The organism is Synechococcus sp. MIT S9220 (assembly GCF_014304815.1).
GTDB lineage: Bacteria > Cyanobacteriota > Cyanobacteriia > PCC-6307 > Cyanobiaceae > Synechococcus_C.
Genome location: NZ_CP047958.1, coordinates 911,244 through 930,490, shown reverse-complemented (window position 1 = coordinate 930,490; position 19,247 = coordinate 911,244). Strand labels below are relative to the sequence as shown.

General features: G+C 55.9%; 19 protein-coding genes and 1 riboswitch. Of the genes, 11 read left to right on the top strand and 8 right to left on the bottom strand.

Going from position 1 to position 19,247, the window contains the following annotated elements:
* The first annotated feature begins 736 nt into the window (after positions 1 to 736).
* Positions 737 to 931 (top strand): hypothetical protein, encoded by a 195-nt coding sequence (locus SynMITS9220_RS04845; RefSeq protein WP_186991144.1) that lies wholly within the window; start codon positions 737 to 739, stop codon positions 929 to 931.
* Positions 932 to 1,325: 394 nt separating this feature from the next.
* Here the strand turns inward: SynMITS9220_RS04845 and SynMITS9220_RS04840 are convergent, their stop codons facing one another.
* The 6 genes from SynMITS9220_RS04840 to SynMITS9220_RS04815 form a co-directional block, all read right to left on the bottom strand.
* Positions 1,326 to 1,607, bottom strand: coding sequence for a hypothetical protein (locus SynMITS9220_RS04840; protein ID WP_186991142.1), 282 nt, complete (start codon positions 1,605 to 1,607; stop codon positions 1,326 to 1,328).
* 126 nt (positions 1,608 to 1,733) lie between these two features.
* Complete coding sequence (locus tag SynMITS9220_RS04835; RefSeq protein WP_067096821.1) at positions 1,734 to 1,943, bottom strand: hypothetical protein; 210 nt, start codon at positions 1,941 to 1,943, stop codon at positions 1,734 to 1,736.
* A 637-nt stretch (positions 1,944 to 2,580) separates the two neighbouring features.
* On the bottom strand, positions 2,581 to 2,790 hold the full coding sequence (locus SynMITS9220_RS04830; RefSeq protein WP_186991140.1) for a hypothetical protein: 210 nt from the start codon (positions 2,788 to 2,790) through the stop codon (positions 2,581 to 2,583).
* Positions 2,791 to 2,795: 5 nt separating this feature from the next.
* On the bottom strand, positions 2,796 to 3,080 hold the full coding sequence (locus SynMITS9220_RS04825) for a hypothetical protein (protein ID WP_186991138.1): 285 nt from the start codon (positions 3,078 to 3,080) through the stop codon (positions 2,796 to 2,798).
* Positions 3,081 to 3,156: 76 nt separating this feature from the next.
* Entirely contained in the window at positions 3,157 to 3,624 is a 468-nt protein-coding gene (locus SynMITS9220_RS04820; RefSeq protein ID WP_186991136.1) for a hypothetical protein, read from the bottom strand.
* Between the two features lie 300 nt (positions 3,625 to 3,924).
* Positions 3,925 to 4,203, bottom strand: coding sequence for a hypothetical protein (locus SynMITS9220_RS04815; RefSeq protein ID WP_067096809.1), 279 nt, complete (start codon positions 4,201 to 4,203; stop codon positions 3,925 to 3,927).
* 249 nt (positions 4,204 to 4,452) lie between these two features.
* On the opposite strand from SynMITS9220_RS04815, the gene SynMITS9220_RS04810 reads away from it, so the two are divergent.
* Both SynMITS9220_RS04810 and SynMITS9220_RS04805 read left to right on the top strand, forming a co-directional pair.
* Positions 4,453 to 4,725: a DUF3104 domain-containing protein gene (locus tag SynMITS9220_RS04810; protein ID WP_186991134.1), complete on the top strand. Its 273-nt coding sequence runs from the start codon at positions 4,453 to 4,455 to the stop codon at positions 4,723 to 4,725.
* Between the two features lie 246 nt (positions 4,726 to 4,971).
* Positions 4,972 to 5,121, top strand: a riboswitch (cobalamin riboswitch).
* 33 nt (positions 5,122 to 5,154) lie between these two features.
* Complete coding sequence (locus SynMITS9220_RS04805; RefSeq protein ID WP_186991132.1) at positions 5,155 to 5,763, top strand: HupE/UreJ family protein; 609 nt, start codon at positions 5,155 to 5,157, stop codon at positions 5,761 to 5,763.
* 355 nt (positions 5,764 to 6,118) lie between these two features.
* Here the strand turns inward: SynMITS9220_RS04805 and SynMITS9220_RS04800 are convergent, their stop codons facing one another.
* Positions 6,119 to 6,364, bottom strand: coding sequence for a hypothetical protein (locus tag SynMITS9220_RS04800; RefSeq protein ID WP_115126543.1), 246 nt, complete (start codon positions 6,362 to 6,364; stop codon positions 6,119 to 6,121).
* Positions 6,365 to 6,452: 88 nt separating this feature from the next.
* On the opposite strand from SynMITS9220_RS04800, the gene SynMITS9220_RS04795 reads away from it, so the two are divergent.
* The 8 genes from SynMITS9220_RS04795 (at position 6,453) to SynMITS9220_RS04760 (ending at position 18,978) form a co-directional block, all read left to right on the top strand.
* Positions 6,453 to 7,109, top strand: a complete 657-nt coding sequence (locus SynMITS9220_RS04795; RefSeq protein ID WP_186991130.1) for a metallophosphoesterase — start codon at positions 6,453 to 6,455, stop codon at positions 7,107 to 7,109.
* A complete protein-coding gene (locus tag SynMITS9220_RS04790; protein ID WP_186991128.1) occupies positions 7,103 to 10,414 on the top strand; it encodes an exodeoxyribonuclease V subunit gamma in 3,312 nt (1,103 codons plus the stop codon). The genes SynMITS9220_RS04795 and SynMITS9220_RS04790 overlap by 7 nt, the downstream gene beginning before the upstream one ends.
* Complete coding sequence (locus tag SynMITS9220_RS04785) at positions 10,414 to 14,070, top strand: UvrD-helicase domain-containing protein (RefSeq protein WP_370594377.1); 3,657 nt, start codon at positions 10,414 to 10,416, stop codon at positions 14,068 to 14,070. The genes SynMITS9220_RS04790 and SynMITS9220_RS04785 overlap by 1 nt, the downstream gene beginning before the upstream one ends.
* The gene (locus SynMITS9220_RS04780) at positions 14,070 to 15,758 is read left to right on the top strand and encodes an ATP-dependent RecD-like DNA helicase (protein WP_186991124.1); all 1,689 of its coding nucleotides are present in this window, start codon (positions 14,070 to 14,072) and stop codon (positions 15,756 to 15,758) included. The genes SynMITS9220_RS04785 and SynMITS9220_RS04780 overlap by 1 nt, the downstream gene beginning before the upstream one ends.
* 8 nt (positions 15,759 to 15,766) lie before the next feature.
* Positions 15,767 to 16,102: a phosphomannose isomerase type II C-terminal cupin domain gene (locus SynMITS9220_RS04775; protein WP_186991122.1), complete on the top strand. Its 336-nt coding sequence runs from the start codon at positions 15,767 to 15,769 to the stop codon at positions 16,100 to 16,102.
* 107 nt (positions 16,103 to 16,209) lie between these two features.
* Positions 16,210 to 18,036 (top strand): DEAD/DEAH box helicase, encoded by a 1,827-nt coding sequence (locus SynMITS9220_RS04770; protein WP_186991120.1) that lies wholly within the window; start codon positions 16,210 to 16,212, stop codon positions 18,034 to 18,036.
* A gap of 5 nt (positions 18,037 to 18,041) precedes the next feature.
* Positions 18,042 to 18,338 carry a hypothetical protein gene (locus SynMITS9220_RS04765; protein WP_255483223.1) on the top strand — a complete coding sequence of 99 codons (297 nt, stop codon included), beginning with the start codon at positions 18,042 to 18,044 and terminating at the stop codon, positions 18,336 to 18,338.
* A gap of 289 nt (positions 18,339 to 18,627) precedes the next feature.
* On the top strand, positions 18,628 to 18,978 hold the full coding sequence (locus SynMITS9220_RS04760; RefSeq protein ID WP_186991119.1) for an RNA-binding protein: 351 nt from the start codon (positions 18,628 to 18,630) through the stop codon (positions 18,976 to 18,978).
* A 19-nt stretch (positions 18,979 to 18,997) separates the two neighbouring features.
* On the opposite strand, the gene SynMITS9220_RS04755 is transcribed toward SynMITS9220_RS04760, so the two are convergent.
* Entirely contained in the window at positions 18,998 to 19,195 is a 198-nt protein-coding gene (locus tag SynMITS9220_RS04755) for a hypothetical protein (RefSeq protein WP_186991117.1), read from the bottom strand.
* Positions 19,196 to 19,247 lie beyond the last annotated feature (52 nt).

The window sequence follows — 19,247 nt, the reverse complement described above, 5'->3', positions numbered from 1 at the left end:
AAAGTCGACTCGTCGAACAGGTCTCTTTTTTGGGGCGCAGGTCGCAGAACTATTCAAATGATTGATGCATTTTGGCGTTCTGTCTCAGAAGAAACTACAGAGTAAGTTATCGAAAATCCCTCACCGGGGTTGAATCATTTTGACCAGAGAAGGACATTGAAGGGATCGATGGGGTCGTGAGTGGACAGATTCCAGTGAGGGCAGGCCCGTCCGCCTAAGCTGCAGCAGCGCAGCTGCGTAGTGGCTCCAGCGGTTCTGGGGGAGGTTCAGCCAGAAACATTCGAGCCGCCAAGGGCGAGCGGCCGCAAGACTCAAAGCACAACCATGATTGGGTCGCTGTCGACCGATCACGAACTCACCAAAGCCCCGTAACCAGGCAGATCGCGACGATCAGACCATGCTGGCGGGACAGCGACCACCGTGCAGACGCAGCCCTGATGTGATGCCTGAGAGTTGCTCAAGCGTCAGACAACGAAGGTGAACAGAAGCAACTGAACGATATTCAGACGCAGGAATGCAGAAATGAGCACCCCGAGTCCTTGAGTGATGCACCACCCCAACTGCTTCGATGAGACAACTGCCCGCAGTAACGACACTCACCAGAGCAAGCATCGCCTTGACCCAAAGCGAAAGCGAAGCAGAGCCAGACTCAAGCTGAATCTTCCACCTCTCTACTGCTTTGAGACCTAGTCAAGAGTCGCAATGCCGATAAGTTGACAGCAGAAATCGGGACTCGATGAATTCACTCGATCTTGAAGTTGTCAATGTGCTCTTCTTCCAACAGATGATCGAAGCTGTTGAAGGGGAGCACTGGGATGAAGCAGCAATGGCTCTCTACAAGTTGTACGCCATTGAAGAGGGTGAGCGTTTTAATGATCTCACGAATGAGCCTGAAGAACTGAATGATTCCTTAGAGGCTGCTGTAGCTTAAAAACAGCACAACTTGACGACTCAAGCGTCAAACCGTTAAAACGTAGCTACTGGCAAATCTCATCTTGCCGATTCCGGCCTATCTTGAAAAGACTATTCGATCAAAAACTCATTTCTGATTGATCTCGCATCTTGGATACGCTGCTCACTTGCGAGTTGCCGGAGTCGCGAATCAAGCCAATCACGCAAGCGCACAGTTTTGTGAGAAATGTTCAGAAGATGATCTGATAGCTGGTTGTCTTCGTTGGGGATCATCAACAACGGAAAAATTTATATGTTTAGCTTAAAGACGAGCATCCATCAGTGCGTGACCACTCCAGCAAATCGAAGCGATCTCCTCCAACGATTGACAGAAAAATATGTCATGGAAGCATGGAAGACGAGTGACTCACTGATCAGGTATCACGCTGATGGAGTTGATGGAGCTTTTCAACAATGGTTTTCTGCAGTCGATCTTTTTTTGAAAAGAGCCAACTACTGACATGAGCTTTCTCCTCAGAAGTGAGATTCATTTTTTGCACATAATCCTTAGTAGTATCCCAGACAAGCGATCCAAACTCCTTGGAATGCTTCAGCCTTTCAGCCACTCCTCCATGAAGATCATCCTCATCGAGAAGGGGGTGAGATTCCACAATCGCCGTGACATCAACAATTTGAGGATCAGAATTCTCCGACATTTGGGCATGATCACATCAGACAATGCATAGCAAGCTCTATAGCTGAGTGCACATCAGCATCACAACAAGCTATTCAGCTTAAAAAAACAGCAAAGATCATGGACAAAGAATCAACTCATTGGCTGTTCAAGCTGCAGGACCATATTCGGAAAGCTCAGCAGCAGTGGGACTCATCGCCTTCGCCAGTACAAGCAAGTCAGTTGCCAGACCATGCTCACCTTCACGCAAAAGAAGACGCCTCAGGCAAATGACATCACCGTAGTCAGCAGCGGCTGTGCCGTTGATCAGACCACGGGCGGTGCCGCGTGCCACTGCCAGTTGAAGCGTCATGCTCATAGTTCCAGGCTGCTCCAGACTCAGGAGTGAGTCGCTGTAACCACCTACAAAGCTCCTTAATTCATGATTTTTCCATAAAGCAGCCCCAGACGAGATCAGCCAACAGCTTGGTCTCCGAGCACAACCAGTTGCCCCGCCTCAATCGTCCGCCAACAAGACAAGACTGGTTCTGGATCCAGCATGGGGCCTCAAGAGAATCAGAGGCTGAACTTTGAGGACACCACCGAAGTTAAAAGGACATCTGCAGAGACGCTGGAACAGACAACAACACAGCCCAGGCAAGTCAGAGAACAAGACCTGATCGAGAGTTCTCCAAGTGACTTTCTTCCAGATCACAACAGCTTTCAAGCCACAGCAGCAGTGGAGCATTGGCGAGAATTAGAAAATGAAAAATGAAATCAAAGTCGTTTCAGGCTTCTTGGTTCTCAACTCGATGATCATTTCATGCGTCGTGCTTCTCTATATGAAGGGATGAATGAAGTTCGAGAAGGTTTTCAGCTACCTGTTCAGCTAACACAGTTTTCAAAGACAAACGAGTTCAATATTGATCAAGCAAATTGTGATAAGTACTGAGTAAAGCAATAGACCGCTCAACCAAAAATCAATCCAACATTAATAGACGAATCCATTTTAGGCTTCAATTGATGGGATTGAATTGATCAATTTGATCAAAGTACTGATCTACCAACTCAACAGCAGTCAATCCATCAGGGAATACTTCTTGCCAATGGTCTTTCAGGTATTCAAATCTTTTTACAGCCGCCTCCAAGGCAGTAAAATCACTGTCAAGATGTTCTTCACCTTTGACCCAGACATGAATAAAATATTGGTTACTCTCTAAAACCATAGAATCTAATAATTTCTCTTAAAGAAATAGGTGTTGCCATTGAAAACAAACCTGTGAAAGTCAAACTGAATCAACTCATGCCAAAGCTTCGCTGAATCATTCTGCTTCAACAACTGCTTAGGAAGACATCCCTTAGCCAAAGCGCACCAGTCTTGCACAAACTGCTGCAATACATCATCTTCATTACCCTCGTACTCACCGAAGAATGAATCTGCAAACTCGTTTTCCGATTTAATACCATAATCTGCAAGCATCAAAAGAAACCTATCAATTTCGGTTTCCTTCAGCACAAAGGAAGTCCTCTGACAGATCAGATCAACGAGTGCTTGTACAAGCAAACTCTTTGATTCATACCAATTTGACAAATTAGCCATCACACCATTTAACAATTTTCAGATCTTCTTTGCCTTCCTTCAGCAGATCAACCGGAAAGTCGTTAAACCAAGCGACAAATTCGCGAGAATAGCATTCTCCGTGAGGTGTTTTCGTATAAGAACCACTTGAAAAATCCAACCCATCTTTTGTGATAGAAAAGGCTTCCGCATGGTGAACATAAATTGCGTGATCATACCTTTCAAGGCACTCTGCCGTCTCACTTGCATTCAAGCCACAGTGTTCAATCCAGCTTTCAATATTGTCATCAGGAATCAGGCGGAGCTGGTATTTGCCGACCATCCTGCTCGAAACAAATAATAATCCTGAGTGTTGAGCATCATTCCAATAAAAACCACTTTCATACCTTGAATAATCTTTCGCATGCTCAATCAGATCATCCTTAATGGAATAGAATTTTTCTTCCCATCCTCGATTGTCTTGTGGCTGGCTGCTTTGCATCCACTTACGTTAGGCGATCACCAATCAAAAACAAGCGACATCTCACGACTCTAGGCAGGAAAAACTCATGGCCTCCTTGCTAGATCAGGAAAAAGGAGTAGCTACCAACTACTCCCGAGGTCCGTCATCACCCAAGCGAGGGTGACTCCAAAAATTTAAAAGTCGGGAAGGTCATGTTGCGTGAGAATGAGTATGCGGTTTACCCACCCTCAATGAAATCGCATATCGACATCAATATCGGCTTGAGTACCGGTTCGTAACCCTTCACTGGTGTGCAATCAGATCGCTAAGCCGCATTGGTCAAATCTCGACTTCGTCAAGCTCGTCGAAAACAACACATCGATGAGGATTATCTGCAGCGAAGCGGATCGACATCTGTTGGATATTCTGCGTTTCGTCTGGCAATCCTCGGTATGAGATCCCCCTAGTGATGGAACCTAATGTCGTTGAATCGGGTGTTTTCTGAAGCTCTGTGCAGTGTTCTGAGAGCTTTTGAACAGCTTCTTCCTCAGAAGCTGCGTTGACTTTCCAGAGCACATCGACTTCAACAGGTGTGGTGATCAGATACGTAGGACTCATGCAGTTTCGCCTGACCTATGAATTGTGCGTTACTGCTATTGCATTGTCAGGTGACAGATGCCTCGCAACCACGGAGATCCCGCACCATGGGTCCGAAAGTCATTGATCCCAATTGAACGTCTTTCGAATTATTCCTGGAATCTGGCGATCGCCCCATTCGCGGCCGATATGGGCTCTGATCTGAGACGAAAGAAGTGACGAAGCCCGACGAGCGTCCTAGCGTAACTAGTACCTTCGTACTGCCATGCTGTGTCGGTCGATCACGTCGCCGCGACCAAAGCTCCTGATGAGGCGAAGCCAGGGTTCTTGGATGTGAAACCTGGCATGAAGGTCATCGTGAGGAATGACGAGCGACCTGGCGAAACCCAAGACCAGGACTGGTGGATGGCAGAAGTGATCCACTGCGGCGGCGCTGCTCGTGACCCAAGCATCCACAACCTTTTTCAGGTGGCCGATGTGGATTCAGGGGTGATTCGTTGGATCAACGCAGACCTGGTGACTCACATCCTTGCTGAACGTTGAAGGACAGGTCGTTCTCCAGAGGCAGAAGAAGTCCCACCCTGGTCCCAGCATCACTTCCCAATCGTGACCAGCGCTTCTTTGTTCTTCCACAGGCAGGACATACGGGTGTCTGCTGAGAAATTCGAACGCCCCCTTACACAACCCCCACCACAAGTAGAGAAGGAAACCCAAGTTGACGTTGAGGCGCAACATGCGCGTGACCGCAGGCTGGCCATCACCCCTTAGCGGCCTGATCTCCACACCGAACCGTAGTGTGAGTTCACTGGTTTCAGCGGTGATCAGCCGCTGAAGGAAACGGGGAAAGAACGGTGCGAATCCGTCGCTGTCCCGCAGCTGTGAAACGTCGGCGTTCCGCCAGCGTCAGTCAGAACGCCCGCCAGGATTCCTCACGACGCGGATCGTATGAACTACTTGTCCAAGTCCAGCCCCATGCTGCGGGCTGGTGTGATCTCCACTACGGGATTGCTTGCCGCTTCTCTGCTCAGCCCTGCCCATGCCCATCACCCCTTCGGAATGGGAGACAGCACAAACCTCACCGCTCTGCAGGGCTTGTTGAGTGGCATCGGCCACCCGCTACTGGGACCTGACCATCTGCTGTTCCTACTGGCCATCGCTTTGATCGGCCTACCGCGACCCCGCACCTGGGTGCTGCCCTTACTGGCGGCTGGTATGAGCGGCAGTGTTCTGTCTCAATTCATTCTCCTGCCGGATGCTGTGGCTCCCTGGGCGGAGGCACTGGTGTCTCTCACTCTTGCTGCAGAAGGCTTGATGGCTCTTATCGCCATACCTACATCTCTTTTATTCCCGTTGGTGGCCCTGCACGGTTTTCTGCTCGGGAGCACGATTGTGGGTGCCGAACCCACGCCTCTGGTGACTTATTTCCTGGGCTTGCTGATCGCTCAGGGAGCCTTGCTCCTGCTAGTCACCAGCTGGTCCAAGGCCCTGCTGAAGCGCATCGGCGCTCAGGGGCAACGGCTTAGTGCTGGTATCTGGATTGGCATTGGTATGGCGTTTGCCTGGGTAGCCCTGATCGACTGATCAAGAGTGCCAAACGTCTTAATGCCACTGAGGCCGAATGACTCAAGGCTGTGACATCAACCGTGCGGGGTGACCCCGAGTGGACCTGAAAAATCCCACAGCGACGGTGTTCACCAATTTGGTGGGCACCGTTTCCACCCGCCTGACTTCTGCATGGTCTCTCTGGCTCCTGTTCTGGCTGGAGTGAGGAGGACAGAAAGGTTGAGGACGCTCGGCCAACACTTCTAGGTGGCCTCACCACTTTTCTCTTTGACTTCAGTGACTCGGGTTACTGCCAGACAAATGGTTATTTGGAACAAGGTTTGGTTCAGAGGAAGCGACTTGAATAAAAGGGGCCCCATACATGCCCCATACATCACTTCCCAATCGTCACCAGTGCCTCCTTGTTTTTCCACCACACCCAGTCGCGGATGGGTGGCGTGTTGCGCAGCTCTTCACGCGTCAATCCAAGTTTGAGCTTCTGTGAGGCTCCGAGCAGCACATCCAGCATCTCCTCTCCATCGCTACACCGAGCCAAGGCCTGATTTGTTTTCTTGGCACCATCAAGTGCCCTGACCAACAAAGCCACACGACGGAAAGGGGAAAGAGAACGGGGATCCATATCCAGAGCTCTTTGGCGACCCACCGTAATCACATTCGCTGACAGCTCTGGTTCACACAGTCAGAATCAAGTGATCAAAGCGCTCGAAATGGCGTCCACTCGAGGCCATCACTGGGTTATCGGTGACGTGCATGGATGTCACGAGGCCCTGCATCGCCTGATTTCAGTGCTTCCAGCTGAAGATCACCTGGTGTTTTGTGGGGATGTGATCAATCGCGGGCCTGGAATCGCCGCATGCATCAATCAGGTATGGGGATTAGTGGCCAGCGGTCGAGCCACCTGGTTGCGAGGAAACCACGAGCAAAGTTTGGTGGAAGGCCTTCAGGCCATTTCCGCTGAGGGGAGAGATGATCTGCTCGCGATCGAGACCTACCGACAACTGGGTGACTCGCTGACGAGGGAATGGCAACAACGCCTGAGCACGCTTCCTTTGATGTATTCCGGAGATGGATGGGTGGCCACCCATGCCGGCTTTGATGAACAGGGTCAACCAGACCTCAATGTGCGCGAACCCTTCTGGGAGGGCTACGACGGTCGCTATGGAACCGTGGTGGTGGGCCATACGCCCCGACCGGCCGTGGAACATCGCGACCAGATCGTGATGATTGACACCGGCGCGGTCTACGGCGGTCTGCTCAGCGCGTTCTGCCCAGAAACTGAAGCGGTGGTGCAGGTGATCGGAGAGCCCACTGACAGGCCAACGCCCGCAGACCGCTATGAGCTCTTCGCAGAAGTGCCTTGCTGAGGGTTTACCGCAGCAACCGAGCGGAATTACTCGCTGAGCTTCTGGCGCAGGAACTCAGGCTTGAGCCTCCTGGCCCTTTTGAACAAATCGAGGTGGTGGTCAACACCTGGCCAACCAGCCGTTGGCTCGGTGAACAGCTGGCCAGAGTGAATGGGATCAGTGCACTGGTGCGCTTTCCATTCCCTGGTAGTCGCCTGCGGCAGCTCGTCCAGACCGTGCTCAGCGATGCGCCTGCCATCGAAGATCCATGGAGAGCGGAGCGTCTGGTCTGGCAGGTCCTGGACGTTCTGCCGGACCTGCTTGAAGAAGAGTGTGCGTCGAACCTCAGGGAGTGGTGGGAGCTCCATGGCGGTCGTGAGCGACAACTGAATCGTGACCAGTGGCAACTGGCCCGCAGCCTGGCCGATGCAATCGACGATTATGCGCTCTACAGGCCAGAGGAGCTCGCTGACTGGCTGGCAGGAGGCGCGGGCGATCAACTTCCGGAGGGATTGCGGTGGCAACCTTGTCTGGCCCGTGTTCTGGCAGAGCGCTTGCCGTGCAGGCCTTTCGGATTGCAGGTGCAACAGGTGATTGAACGACTCCGCAACGGGGAAGAGCCTGCTCTACCCCTACCGCCACGCCTACGCCTCTTCGGCGTCAGCAATCTGGCCCCGGTCCAGATCAATTTGTTGCAGGCCCTGGCCGGACGCATCAGCGTTGATCTGTTTTTACTCACACCCTGTCCAGACCTTTGGCAGCGGTCGCAGCGACGACGCAGGCAACTGGGTGAAGACTGGATCAACTCCCCCGATGGCTCCTGGCTAATTGAAGCTCCCCGTCTGGAAGGAATCCTGGGCCGCATGGGTGCCGAATTTCAGTTGCTGCTCGAGGGAAGCGGCGAGTGTCTGCTGGGCAGCTGGGAACAGGGCGACCTGTTCGCTGATCCCACTGTGATGAGAACCGCAGAAGACTCCCAGGCGTCTCTACTGGAACAGCTGCAACGGCAGCTCGCGAGCAGCGAATCGGACCAAGCAACCCTGTCACTCAGGCAAGGTGATCATTCGCTGTTGTTCATGGGCTGCGCAGGTCCCTGGAGGGAAGTGCAGCTTGTGCGTGATCGCATCCTCAGCTGGATGGCCGCTGATCCAAGCCTGCAGCCCAGGGATGTTCTGGTGATGACACCCGATGTGGAGCGCTATGCACCGCTGTTGGCTTCTGTGTTTTCCGATCGGGATGCCACTGGTGTGGACCTGCCCTGGCGATTAACCGATCGAAGTCAACAAAACTGTCCTGGACTTCAGCAGGCTTTCATGAGCCTGTTGCGCTTGAGCGCGGATCGGCTCACCGCAAGCGGACTGGAGGCACTGCTTGGCAATCCTGCACTGCAAAGCCTGAAACAGCTGACATCGCAGGACGCGATGGCAATCAGCGAAGCACTGCAGCGCAGTGGCTTCCGCTGGGGGTTGGATGCAGCTGAACGCAACGGAGATGACACCAATAGCTTGCGCTGGTGCCTGGATCGCTGGCTGCTGGGTCTGGCGTTACCGGAAGAACCAGGACTGGCAGTTGATTCCTGCGCACCCGCGCTGACTGATCTGAGCCTGCAGCAACTCGAGGTGTGGTGGCCGCTGCTGGATCAACTGGCGGGGTGGATCGCCCAGTTGCGTTGCAGTGCTCCCTGCCCTGAATGGGTGGATCGGTTGCGCAGGTTGCTTCAGGAACTTTTCAATGATGGTGGCAACTGGGACTGGGAGCTGCAGGCCATTCATCAGTGCCTTGAGACCTGGCAGCTCCAAGCCAATGACTGCGCTCTGGAACTGGATATTGCAGTTGTGATCAGCGTGCTGGAGGAAGCGCTCTCCACGGAAAGCGGCCGCTTCGGCCACCGCAGCGGTGCCCTCACGATCAGCGCTCTGGAGCCGATGCGAGCAATCCCACACCGTGTGATCGTCCTGATGGGTCTTGATGCCTCCTCCTTTCCAAGACATCAGGAACGTGCAGGCTTTCACCTGCTCGAACTACAACGTCGACTCGGCGACCCCAGCAGTACAGACCAGGATCGCTATGTGTTGCTTGAAGCACTGCTCTCAGCTCGGCAGCATCTGCTGATCAGCTGGAGTAACCGTGATGAGCGACAAGGTGACCCACTGCCGCCATGCCCACCGGTTCAACAGTGGCTGAGTCTGCTGGCAGAGCAGTTGGAGACTGAGCAAATGGACCGGCTGCTGATTCAGCCTCCCGCCAATCCTCTGGATGTCGCTAATTTCATTGTCACTCCACAAAGAGACGCGATCAGTTGCGACCGCCGGCTCTTAAACGCACGACGCAATCTCGATGCACAGATCGGGGGAAATCATGCACATCGTGATCTAGGCCTGGCCTTACCGCTTGTTTGGCAGCCTCCAACAACCGATGCAGCCTTACCAATCAACGCGGAAGCAATCGAACGACTTGAACGCTGGCTGCAGGCCCCGCAAAAGGAATGGTTGAAACGTCAAGGCATCGATGCGGGTGAATGGTGTGATCCTGTCAACGATCTTTCTCCCCTATCGCTACCGGAGTTGGACTGTCATCAGTTGCTCAACCAGCGATTGTCTGAACAGCTCGATCTGCTGGCGCACGATCCCGAAGCCCGTTGGGACGTTCAGGAGACGGAAGACTGGATTGCCCGTAGTTGCGGGCAAGGCTTCATGCCTCCTGGCGCGGCAGCTGAACTGGAGAACAATCGGCTGGAGAGACGCTGGCAAAACCTCCAAAAAACTGTTCTGAGCCTGGGACCTCTACGGCTGCAGCAGCAACCGGCGTCCCAGCATTCAGCCTTGTTGATGGCAGGCGAGACAGCTGTTCAAATCAGCACGTCAAGGCTGAGGTCACGCTCTCTGTTGCAGAGCTGGCTGAAGCACCTGCTAGCCCAACTGGATGATGCTGCCTGCCACACCGCTGTGGTGTGCCGACAAGACAGCAGTGCAAAAGCCGATCAATTCCACATCGCCATGCGTTGGAGAGCGCTGAAACCCCAGGAGGCTGATCATGAAATCAGAGCTCTGCAAAGCCTGGCACAGCAGGGATCAGAGTTGTGCTGGCCGGTCCCACCGGACAGCGGCCTGGCCAGAGCAATGGCGTGGTCGAAGGGGGAAGAAGCGGCGGACAAGGCCTTTATGAATCGCTGGCAGGGAGGCTTCAGCGGCTGGGCCGAACGGGATCGGCCCGAGCAGAAAGTCTGCTTCGGCAGCCACTGCGATGCCGAGTTGCTGTTAAGCCTGGAAGGCTTTGAAGCCGCTTTTCAGGCGTTGTATCAACCGTTGCTCGAGGCGCGGTGCTGATGACGATGGCAACAGCTAGCAGCACGCGACGATTCGAAGCCAATACCTACCCCTTGACGCCCGGCATTCGACTCCTGGAGGCGAGCGCTGGAACAGGAAAGACTTTCGCCCTGGCCCACCTCGTACTGCGGCTGATAACGGAACAAGGATTGAGCCTCGATCAACTCCTGGTGGTGACCTTCACGGAAGCCGCGGCTGATGAATTGCGCGACCGGATCGGACGCCGACTTGACTCGACGCTGCAGGGTCTACTCCAAAAGGAACGAAGTAGCAGCCTGTTGCCTGAAACGGATGCAGTTCTGCAGAACTGGCTTGAGCAGCACGGACAGCATTCCCAGCAACGCAGACTGCTGGCCAGCCGACTGCTCGAGGCCCTCGAAGCCCTGGAGCGAGCCGACATCACCACGATCCATGGCTTCTGCCGCCGCAGCCTTCGCCGGCAAGCGCTTCAGAACGGTCAGGCCATTGATCTTGCCCTTGATGATGATCCACAGACCCTGGCCATCCAGGTCGCTCATGACCTCTGGCGAGAAGAGGTCCTCGAGCTTGAACCAGGGCACGTTGCAGGACTGCTGCAAGCAGGCCTGTCGCCCGAAGCATTCGCTTCAGCACTTCAAAGACTGGATGGTGACTGTGCGGTGCACATCGCTGAGGATGCAGAGCCGATCGCGCCCGAGCAAACGCTTGGCGAGGTGTTTGAGGGTTGGCTGCATAGCCGCTGGAAGCACTTCCTTGCTGAATGGAATAGCGGTGGAGCGGCTCTGGAACAAGCCCTTCGAAGTTGCGCAGCCGAATGGCGCAGCCTCGGTTGCACCGACACCAAACCCTTTAGTGCCCGCCCTAGGAAAGACCGAAGCCAGGAGCTCGACACCTGGATTGACCACATCAGCAAGACCTGTGGACCTTCGATGCACTACGTCGAAGTGCGCAATCAGGTGCTTCTCGGTGGTTATTTCCATCCAGGCAGCTTTCAGAAAACGGCGCGGTCCTGCGCTGAAGCCGACCCCAGCCTTGCTTCAGCCGCACTGCAGACCGCCATCGCCGACCTCTGGGACGGACCAGCCGAACAGACCTGGCGCTATCTGCTGATCAAAGGGCTGAATCAGCTCATCGAGCGGCGCAGACAACGCGGAGTGGTTGGATTTTCAGGGCTGCTGGATGCACTCGACCCCGCGCAGTCAGATGCAGCGGAAGCTTGGCTCACTCCTCTGCGGGCGCGCTACCGGGCGGTGCTGATCGATGAGTTTCAAGACACCGACCCGCTTCAGTGGAGACTTCTGAAAACCGCTTTCTCGACGCCGAAACACCTGCTGCTGATGGTCGGGGACCCCAAACAGGCGATCTATCGCTTCCGCGGCGGAGATCTGAACACCTACAAAGCGGCGCGGCGGCAAGCGGACCGTATTGATGACCTACTCGACAACCGCCGCACTACACCCCTGCTGATGCAGGCCATGAATCAGCTGATGGCTCCAGGATTGCTGCTCTCCGAACTCTCGGTACCTGAGGTGATACCAAGATCTTCCGCACAACCCCTGCCACTACTTGAGGGGAGTGCATCACTCCAGATCCACGACATCAATCCCGATGACGACGAGGGGGTTAGTAGCCGCACATCTCTGGAGGAGCAGATTCCCCGCGTTGCCGCCGGCCTGATCCTGCACACCCTCAGACAAGATCCAGACCTGAATCCCTCCGAACTGTGCATCCTGGTCAGCAGGCATCGCCAAGCCGAAGCAATCCGCGCAGAACTGGCGGCTGCTGGACTGCCAAGCCGCCTTGTCAGTCAAGGGGATGTCTTCAGTAGCCAGGGAGCCTCGGATCTGCAGACCTTCCTTGACGCACTCGCACGTCCTGCCCATGCCGGTGGATTACGGCAACTGGCCGTGTCCTCACTCCTGCAATGGAGAAGCGATGAGCTGGCAGCCGCCGATGGCAACGGTCAGCTGGATCAACTGGCCTCACAGCTCCAGCAGCTCGCCGTCGATCTTCCGAAACTAGGGCTGATGGGTTGCCTGGCACGCCTGATGGATGGGCAGACCGTGGCCGATCTATCGAGCCGCGGCCGCTTACTCGGTGATCTCCAGCAATGTGCACGACTCGTGCAGGACACGATGCACCGCCAGGGCTTGGATGCCCCAAGTGGTGCCGATTGGTTGCGACGCCAACGCCTTGACCCTCCCGACACGATCCCAGAGCAGCGCCAGCCCTTCAGCGATCTAGCCGAGAGTGCGGTTGCGGTTGTGACTGTTCATCGCAGCAAAGGTCTGCAGTATCCGGTCGTGATCTGTCCCTATTTGTGGGAAGCGCCCTCACCTGCAAAAGGTCCGCTGTGGCGTGTGCCGGCAGGGGACGAGTCCGGCAGCTGGCGCGTAGCTCTGAATCCACATTGGGGACTGGGGCATACGGCCAGCCAATGCGACGAACTGGAAAGTCGGGCTGAAGCGGAACGTCTCGCCTACGTCGCGATGACACGGGCCGAACGCCATCTGGTTCTGTTTCAGGCCAGGGCAGCGCGGCAGGAGGGCAATCCACTCGCACCATGGCTGGAGCAACTCGCTGACCCACCGGGTCCCTTGATCAGCCTGCATCGAGCCGAAGTCAACGCCCTATCCGACCGATGGCACCCCCGCATGGTTGAACGGAACTTGCAATGTGGTGCCGTACCAGGTCATGGTTTTGACCGCAGCTGGGGGCGCAGCAGCTACTCGGCCTGGATCTCAAGCCATGGCAATGCGAAAGCCACCAGCCCAGACCCGCGCAACCTTGAGGAAGGGCGCGATGTGGATGCCCAGACCGGTGCAGATACCGAAAGCCTCTCATTCAGCGATCAAAGCGATCCGGTGGATCCCAAAGACAGCCCGTTGGGAGCATTCCCCAGGGGTGCAGCAGCCGGTGATTGCTTGCACCGCATCCTGGAGAAGGTTCCATTTGATCAAGACATCAAACAGGACAACAACCGCGCTCTGGTGGAGCGAGAACTGACGCGATCCGGCCTGGAGACCGACTTGGACGACGCAGTCCTCGAGGGTCTAGAGACACTGATGCAGGCACCCTTCGGAGGACCACTAGGCAATCTGCAACTGAAGTCGTTGCACAGTCGACGGCGTTTGCATGAACTCAGCTTTGATCTACCTGTCGCTCATCAGGGCAGAGCGGTCCAGCCCAAGCAACTGGCGCGGGCCTTTCGCGTTGAACCCGATCGCCGATTCGGTGAACGCTACGCCGATTCACTGGAAGATCTGGAATTTCTCAGCCGAGGCTTTCTCACTGGCTCCATCGATCTGGTCTTCACTGATGGCGACGATCCCACCACTGCTCGTTGGTGGGTTGCGGACTGGAAAAGCAACTGGATCGGCGAAAGAGACGTGGATGGGCGTCCGTTGCACTGCGGACCACGGCACTATTCCCAGAGCGCCATGGAGGAGCAGATGTATCAACATCACTATCCTCTGCAAGCCCATCTCTACCTTGTCGCCCTACATCGATTCCTGCAGTGGCGACTCGACGGCTACCAGCCTGAGCGACATCTCGGCGGCTATGCCTACGTCTTCCTTCGTGGTGTTTCCAACTCTGGCGGCAGTGGCGTGATTCTTGAAGCAGCACCTCTGCAACGCCTCCGTGCGCTCGACTGTGTCTTGAGAGGTGAGGATTGATGGATCTCCGCGACCAGACAGCGACCTCATCGGCTCTGAGTCGAGGAATGATGTCGATGCTGCTGCGTCGCTACCCACCTCCGGCGGAGTTCGGCAACAACGAGCTCAGTGCTCTTAAAGATCTTGTGAAGGCGATGACCCTGGCTCTCAGCCAGGGTGAGATGAGCATCGATCTGGGCACCAGCAACCAGAAACCTAGTGAGCTGGAGGCCGATGGCTGGCCCGAGACGCATCGACGGGTGATTGAAGCCAGCGGCTGGTTGCAGAAAGAGCCTGTGCTGATGGTGATGGAAGGGGATCAGCTGCTCTGGCGACGTTGGCATCAGGGCATGGAGACGCTTGAGCAGACACTGATCCAACGCAGCGCACTGTCCCCCGTTGGCAAGCCAGACGGACGTCGCAGCAAAGATGACACCAAGAGATTGACGTCGGAGCAGACGTTCAACCCGGAGCAGCTTGCGGCGGTCAATGCGGTCAGCAATCACAGGGTGGTGCTGCTCAGCGGAGGGCCCGGCACCGGCAAAACCAGCACCGTGCGCGCCATGCTGATCCGAGCCATGTCGGATCGCGGAGACCTGCGCATTCATCTGGCCGCTCCGACAGGAAAAGCGGCACGGCGACTGCAGGACGCAATCCGAGGCGATCAACGAACAGCTGAATTGCCCTGCACCACATTGCATCGGTTGCTGCAGGCCAGACCAGGCGGCTTCAGCCGTCATCGCCGCAACCCACTCGCCCTGGATCTGCTGGTGGTCGACGAAGCCTCAATGGTCGACCTAACACTGGCGCAGGCACTGATGGATGCTCTACCAGCCACGGCACAACTGCTGCTTGTTGGTGATGCCAACCAGCTACCACCGATCGGAGTCGGCGCGGTCTGGCAACACCTACAAAAGGCAGATCTGCAGCAGCGATTCGGCACTGCTGCTGTGCGTCTAAATCAGGTCTACAGAAACCGAGGAGACCTGGCTCGCTTGAGCTCGCTGTTGTGCCATCAGGGGGCAAAAGCCTTCTGGACCGACCTCGCAGATCTCGATGACGCGGCCAACGTGCATCAACTGCTCTCTGAGTCTTCTCGGTTTCCAGTGACGGTAACCGATGCCGTCCATCAGCAGCTGGAGAGCCTGAGGTTGGCGGCCAACAGCCTGGAAGTCAGGCCTGATGGATCTCCCGATCCCGAACGAGCCCATGCCCTTCTCGAGCGCCTCGATGACTTGATCGTGCTTTGCCCGCGGCGTCGGGGGTTATGGGGAGTGGACAGTCTTCACCGGCATTTGGTGTCGGGCAGTGATGCTCGTGATTGGCCCGAGGGGTTGCCTGTTCTCTGCAGCGACAATCAAATCGAACTGGGTCTTGCCAACGGCGACCTTGGGCTCTGCATCGGCAGCGGCGAACAACGCAGGCTGCTGTTCCGATGCAGTGATGAATCAGGCCACGGTGTTTATCGACTACTGCATCCAGCCAGGGTCCGCCGAATCGAGCCTGCTGTCGCTCTCACGATTCACAAAGCTCAGGGCAGCGAGGCTGATCAAGTGGTGCTGCTGTGGCCACCTTGCGATGACACAAGCAACACAGCGCTTCTCTACACGGCTATCACAAGAGCTCGTCATCAACTGACTGTGGTGCGACTGGCATCCTCAAAGAGCAGCGGCATGCTGGGGGAGATCGATCGTCAGGGGTCGGTGTGACAACACGAGTGGATCGTCCCTGGGGCTGGTACGAGGAGCTGGCCGAGGGAGCCGGCTACAAAGTGAAGCGACTACTTGTGAAGGAGAACGCGCGGCTCAGCCTGCAACGCCACCAACATCGCAGCGAACATTGGGTGATTGCCGCTGGAAGTGGGTCCGTCTATTGCGATGGCACCTGGATGGACGCTGCGGTGGGCAATACCTTTGAAATTCCTGTGAGAGCCATTCATCGGGCCTTCGGAGGTCCCGGAGATCTTCTGATCATCGAAGTCCAGCGCGGCGCAATTTTGCTGGAATCCGACATCGAACGACTGGAGGATGACTTCGGGAGGGTGATAAATTGACTTCTCACCTTTGAAAAGAAGGCAAGCAATACAGCGCGGCACAACATGCCGATGGGACGTTGCAGGCCTGATTTGAAGGATCAATCAGGCAGACCGCCTTCATCGACATGACCCAGACGCAATCGCAGGCCGTTGAGCCCTGCGCAGTGGATCTCACTGTTTCAGAGCTTCCTGTACCAACAGCCGAGGCCGCAGAACAGGATCTGTTCACCACCGTGATTGAACCGAGCGGGGACGACGAATCCGGCGCAGACCCAAGCACTGAGGAGTCCAAACCATCGGGCTTTGCTGGTTTCGGATTCAGCGAAGCACTGCTGAAGACCCTTGATGACAAGGGCTACAAGGAACCATCCCCGATTCAAAAAGCAGCAATTCCAGAACTGATGCTGGGCCGCGATCTGGTCGGCCAAGCTCAGACCGGCACAGGCAAGACCGCTGCCTTTGCGCTGCCCCTGCTGGAACGCCTAGAGGGGCGTAGCAATCAGCCGAGGGTGCTGGTGCTCGCACCCACTCGTGAACTGGCGATGCAAGTTGCCGACTCCTTCAAGGCTTACGCCGCCGGACATCCCCATCTGAATGTGCTGGCGATCTACGGAGGATCCGATTTCAGATCGCAGATTCATGCCCTCAAGCGTGGTGTGGATGTGGTGGTCGGGACCCCTGGCCGCGTGATGGATCACATGCGCCAGGGAACACTCAACACCTCAGGACTGCGCAGTCTGGTGCTGGATGAAGCCGACGAGATGCTGCGAATGGGCTTCATCGACGATGTGGAGTGGATTCTTGAGCAACTGCCTGAAGAGCGTCAGGTGGTGCTGTTCTCAGCAACGATGCCGAATGAGATCCGTCGTCTCTCGAAGCGCTATCTGAGCGAACCAGCAGAGATCACCATCAAGACCAAAGACCGTGAAGCCAAACGAATCCGTCACAGATCCATCACCCTTCAGAACAGTCACAAACTCGAGGCCCTGAATCGGGTCCTGGAGGCTGTAACCGGGGAAGGCGTGATCATTTTCGCCCGCACCAAGGCCATCACTCTCACCGTGGCTGAGTCCCTGGAGGCTTCAGGTCATGATGTGGCGGTTCTCAATGGTGATGTTCCGCAAAACCAGCGCGAACGCACGGTTGATCGCCTGCGCAAGGGCACGGTGAACATCCTCGTCGCCACAGACGTGGCAGCCCGTGGTCTTGATGTGGACCGGATTGGGCTGGTGATCAACTACGACATGCCATTCGACAGCGAGGCATACGTACACCGCATCGGCCGCACAGGTCGAGCAGGCCGCACAGGCGAAGCCATCTTGTTCATCACGCCTCGGGAACGTCGCTTTGTCGGCAACCTCGAGCGGGCGGTGGGTCAGGCCATTGAACCGATGGACATTCCCAGCAATGCCGAAATCAACGAAAGCAGGTTGAATCGGCTGCGTCATCGCCTCAGTCAGGCTGCTGTAGCCGAAAGCGACGAAGAAACCACGCTGCTACAGGAGCTGATTCAAAAGGTGGGCCAGGAGAACGAGCTGAGCATGGAGCAGCTGGCAGTGGCAGCCCTGAAGCTTGCAGTGGGTGATCAACCGCTGCTGGTGCAGGGCGATGAAGGCTGGCTCAAGACACCTGCTCGCGCCGATCGTCGCGATGATCGGCGTGATCCACGCGGTCGCGATCGTCGCCGCGTCGATCGAGAGTCACGCCCTCCTGAGGACAACATGATGCGCTACAGGGTTGAGGTGGGTTATCGCGACCGGGTCAAACCGGGGAACCTCGTCGGCGCTATCGCCAATGAATCAGGCCTGCAGGGGCGAATGATCGGAAGAATTCAGATCTTTGATGCGCATAGTCTTGTGGATCTTCCCAAAGGCATGCCTGAGGATGTGTACAACGCTCTTCGCAGACTAAAAGTCATGAACCGAGAGCTGCAGATCACTCCAGCCTCCTGACCCTGATGGTCGGCCGCCTTTGTTTGATCAGCATGGCACTCGCCACGCTGATCCCGGTCTGCGGGCCCGCACACTCCGTGGAAGCTGAAAACAAGATCATTCAGCTGTGCCTTGCGGGCTTCAAGACGGCCATGAGTCAGGCCGGCAAAGTGCCGCCAAAGGGGATGGGAGATTTCACCTGTGACTGTTTTCTCAGAGAAATGAACAAGGGCAATTCAATTCAGTGGCAATCTCTGCTGAGCACCATTGAATCGGCACAGGAAACCTGCACACAACAGGCAGCGGAACGCTTCAAGAACTGAATTCCAGCCGAAGTTGGTCGGGGTGCCTCCACAAAGCTGAACTGTTGGTCGGGGTGCTTTGAACTTGATCCGCAAACCGCCAAACCTCTATTAACAAGCCCCACCTGGAATTAGACACTTTTTTCGCGTCTCTTTCCTGTCCAGGCTGTAGCGTGTAACGGCATCAGCATTATCGTTCGGCTCTGATCGGCTCGCTCCCCCAGGCTTCAGCTTCTCGGCTACAGCATCAAGGACTTTCCAATTCGGACCACGGCTTCACTGATCAAATGTCCATCGGTCCCAATAGGAAATGACCATCTACATCGGCAATCTCTCCTTCCAGGCTGAGCAGGAAGATCTGCTTGACCTATTCAGCCAGTACGGCGAAGTGAAGAGCGCCAGCCTTCCTCTCGACAGAGAGACAGGTCGCAAGCGCGGCTTCGGCTTCATTGAAATGAACACCGACGAAGACGAACAGAAAGCAATCGACGACCTCCAAAATGTCGAATGGATGGGTCGGATGATCCGTGTCAACAAAGCCACACCCCGTGAGCGTGGCGGCGGTGGCGGCGGCGGTGGCCGCGGTGGCTATGGCGGCGGCGGCGGCGGCGGCGGCCGTGATGGCGGTGGCTACGGCGGCGGTGGCGGAAATCGCTGGTGATCAACGCCTTGGAGCCGGCTCAGAGAGCTGGCTCCTGCTCTAAGCCATCCAGCCACTGATCACGCTGAAGAGCACGCCGTTGTAGGCGCTGAATCACGTCCAGTCGTTGATGTCCACCCCATTCAGCTTGAGCGTCCGGAATCCTGCAGCGCAGGGTCTGCCGATGACGGTGTGCCAAATACCGATGGAATCGGTTCAGTGCGCGTGAACGGGTCATGCAACCTCCTCGTTCTCCTTTCATGGTCTAGCTCGGCTGTGAATGGACTCAA

What these genes read in the sequence shown, in the direction of transcription:
- SynMITS9220_RS04845 (WP_186991144.1), top strand. Translation starts at nt 737, where the DNA reads ATGAATTCACTCGATCTTGAAGTTGTCAATGTGCTCTTCTTCCAACAG.
- SynMITS9220_RS04840 (WP_186991142.1), bottom strand. Translation starts at nt 1,607, where the DNA reads ATGTCGGAGAATTCTGATCCTCAAATTGTTGATGTCACGGCGATTGTG.
- SynMITS9220_RS04835 (WP_067096821.1), bottom strand. Translation starts at nt 1,943, where the DNA reads ATGAGCATGACGCTTCAACTGGCAGTGGCACGCGGCACCGCCCGTGGT.
- SynMITS9220_RS04830 (WP_186991140.1), bottom strand. Translation starts at nt 2,790, where the DNA reads ATGGTTTTAGAGAGTAACCAATATTTTATTCATGTCTGGGTCAAAGGT.
- SynMITS9220_RS04820 (WP_186991136.1), bottom strand. Translation starts at nt 3,624, where the DNA reads ATGCAAAGCAGCCAGCCACAAGACAATCGAGGATGGGAAGAAAAATTC.
- SynMITS9220_RS04815 (WP_067096809.1), bottom strand. Translation starts at nt 4,203, where the DNA reads ATGAGTCCTACGTATCTGATCACCACACCTGTTGAAGTCGATGTGCTC.
- SynMITS9220_RS04805 (WP_186991132.1), top strand. Translation starts at nt 5,155, where the DNA reads ATGCTGCGGGCTGGTGTGATCTCCACTACGGGATTGCTTGCCGCTTCT.
- SynMITS9220_RS04800 (WP_115126543.1), bottom strand. Translation starts at nt 6,364, where the DNA reads ATGGATCCCCGTTCTCTTTCCCCTTTCCGTCGTGTGGCTTTGTTGGTC.
- SynMITS9220_RS04795 (WP_186991130.1), top strand. Translation starts at nt 6,453, where the DNA reads ATGGCGTCCACTCGAGGCCATCACTGGGTTATCGGTGACGTGCATGGA.
- SynMITS9220_RS04785 (WP_370594377.1), top strand. Translation starts at nt 10,414, where the DNA reads ATGACGATGGCAACAGCTAGCAGCACGCGACGATTCGAAGCCAATACC.
- SynMITS9220_RS04780 (WP_186991124.1), top strand. Translation starts at nt 14,070, where the DNA reads ATGGATCTCCGCGACCAGACAGCGACCTCATCGGCTCTGAGTCGAGGA.
- SynMITS9220_RS04770 (WP_186991120.1), top strand. Translation starts at nt 16,210, where the DNA reads ATGACCCAGACGCAATCGCAGGCCGTTGAGCCCTGCGCAGTGGATCTC.
- SynMITS9220_RS04765 (WP_255483223.1), top strand. Translation starts at nt 18,042, where the DNA reads ATGGTCGGCCGCCTTTGTTTGATCAGCATGGCACTCGCCACGCTGATC.
- SynMITS9220_RS04760 (WP_186991119.1), top strand. Translation starts at nt 18,628, where the DNA reads ATGACCATCTACATCGGCAATCTCTCCTTCCAGGCTGAGCAGGAAGAT.
- SynMITS9220_RS04755 (WP_186991117.1), bottom strand. Translation starts at nt 19,195, where the DNA reads ATGACCCGTTCACGCGCACTGAACCGATTCCATCGGTATTTGGCACAC.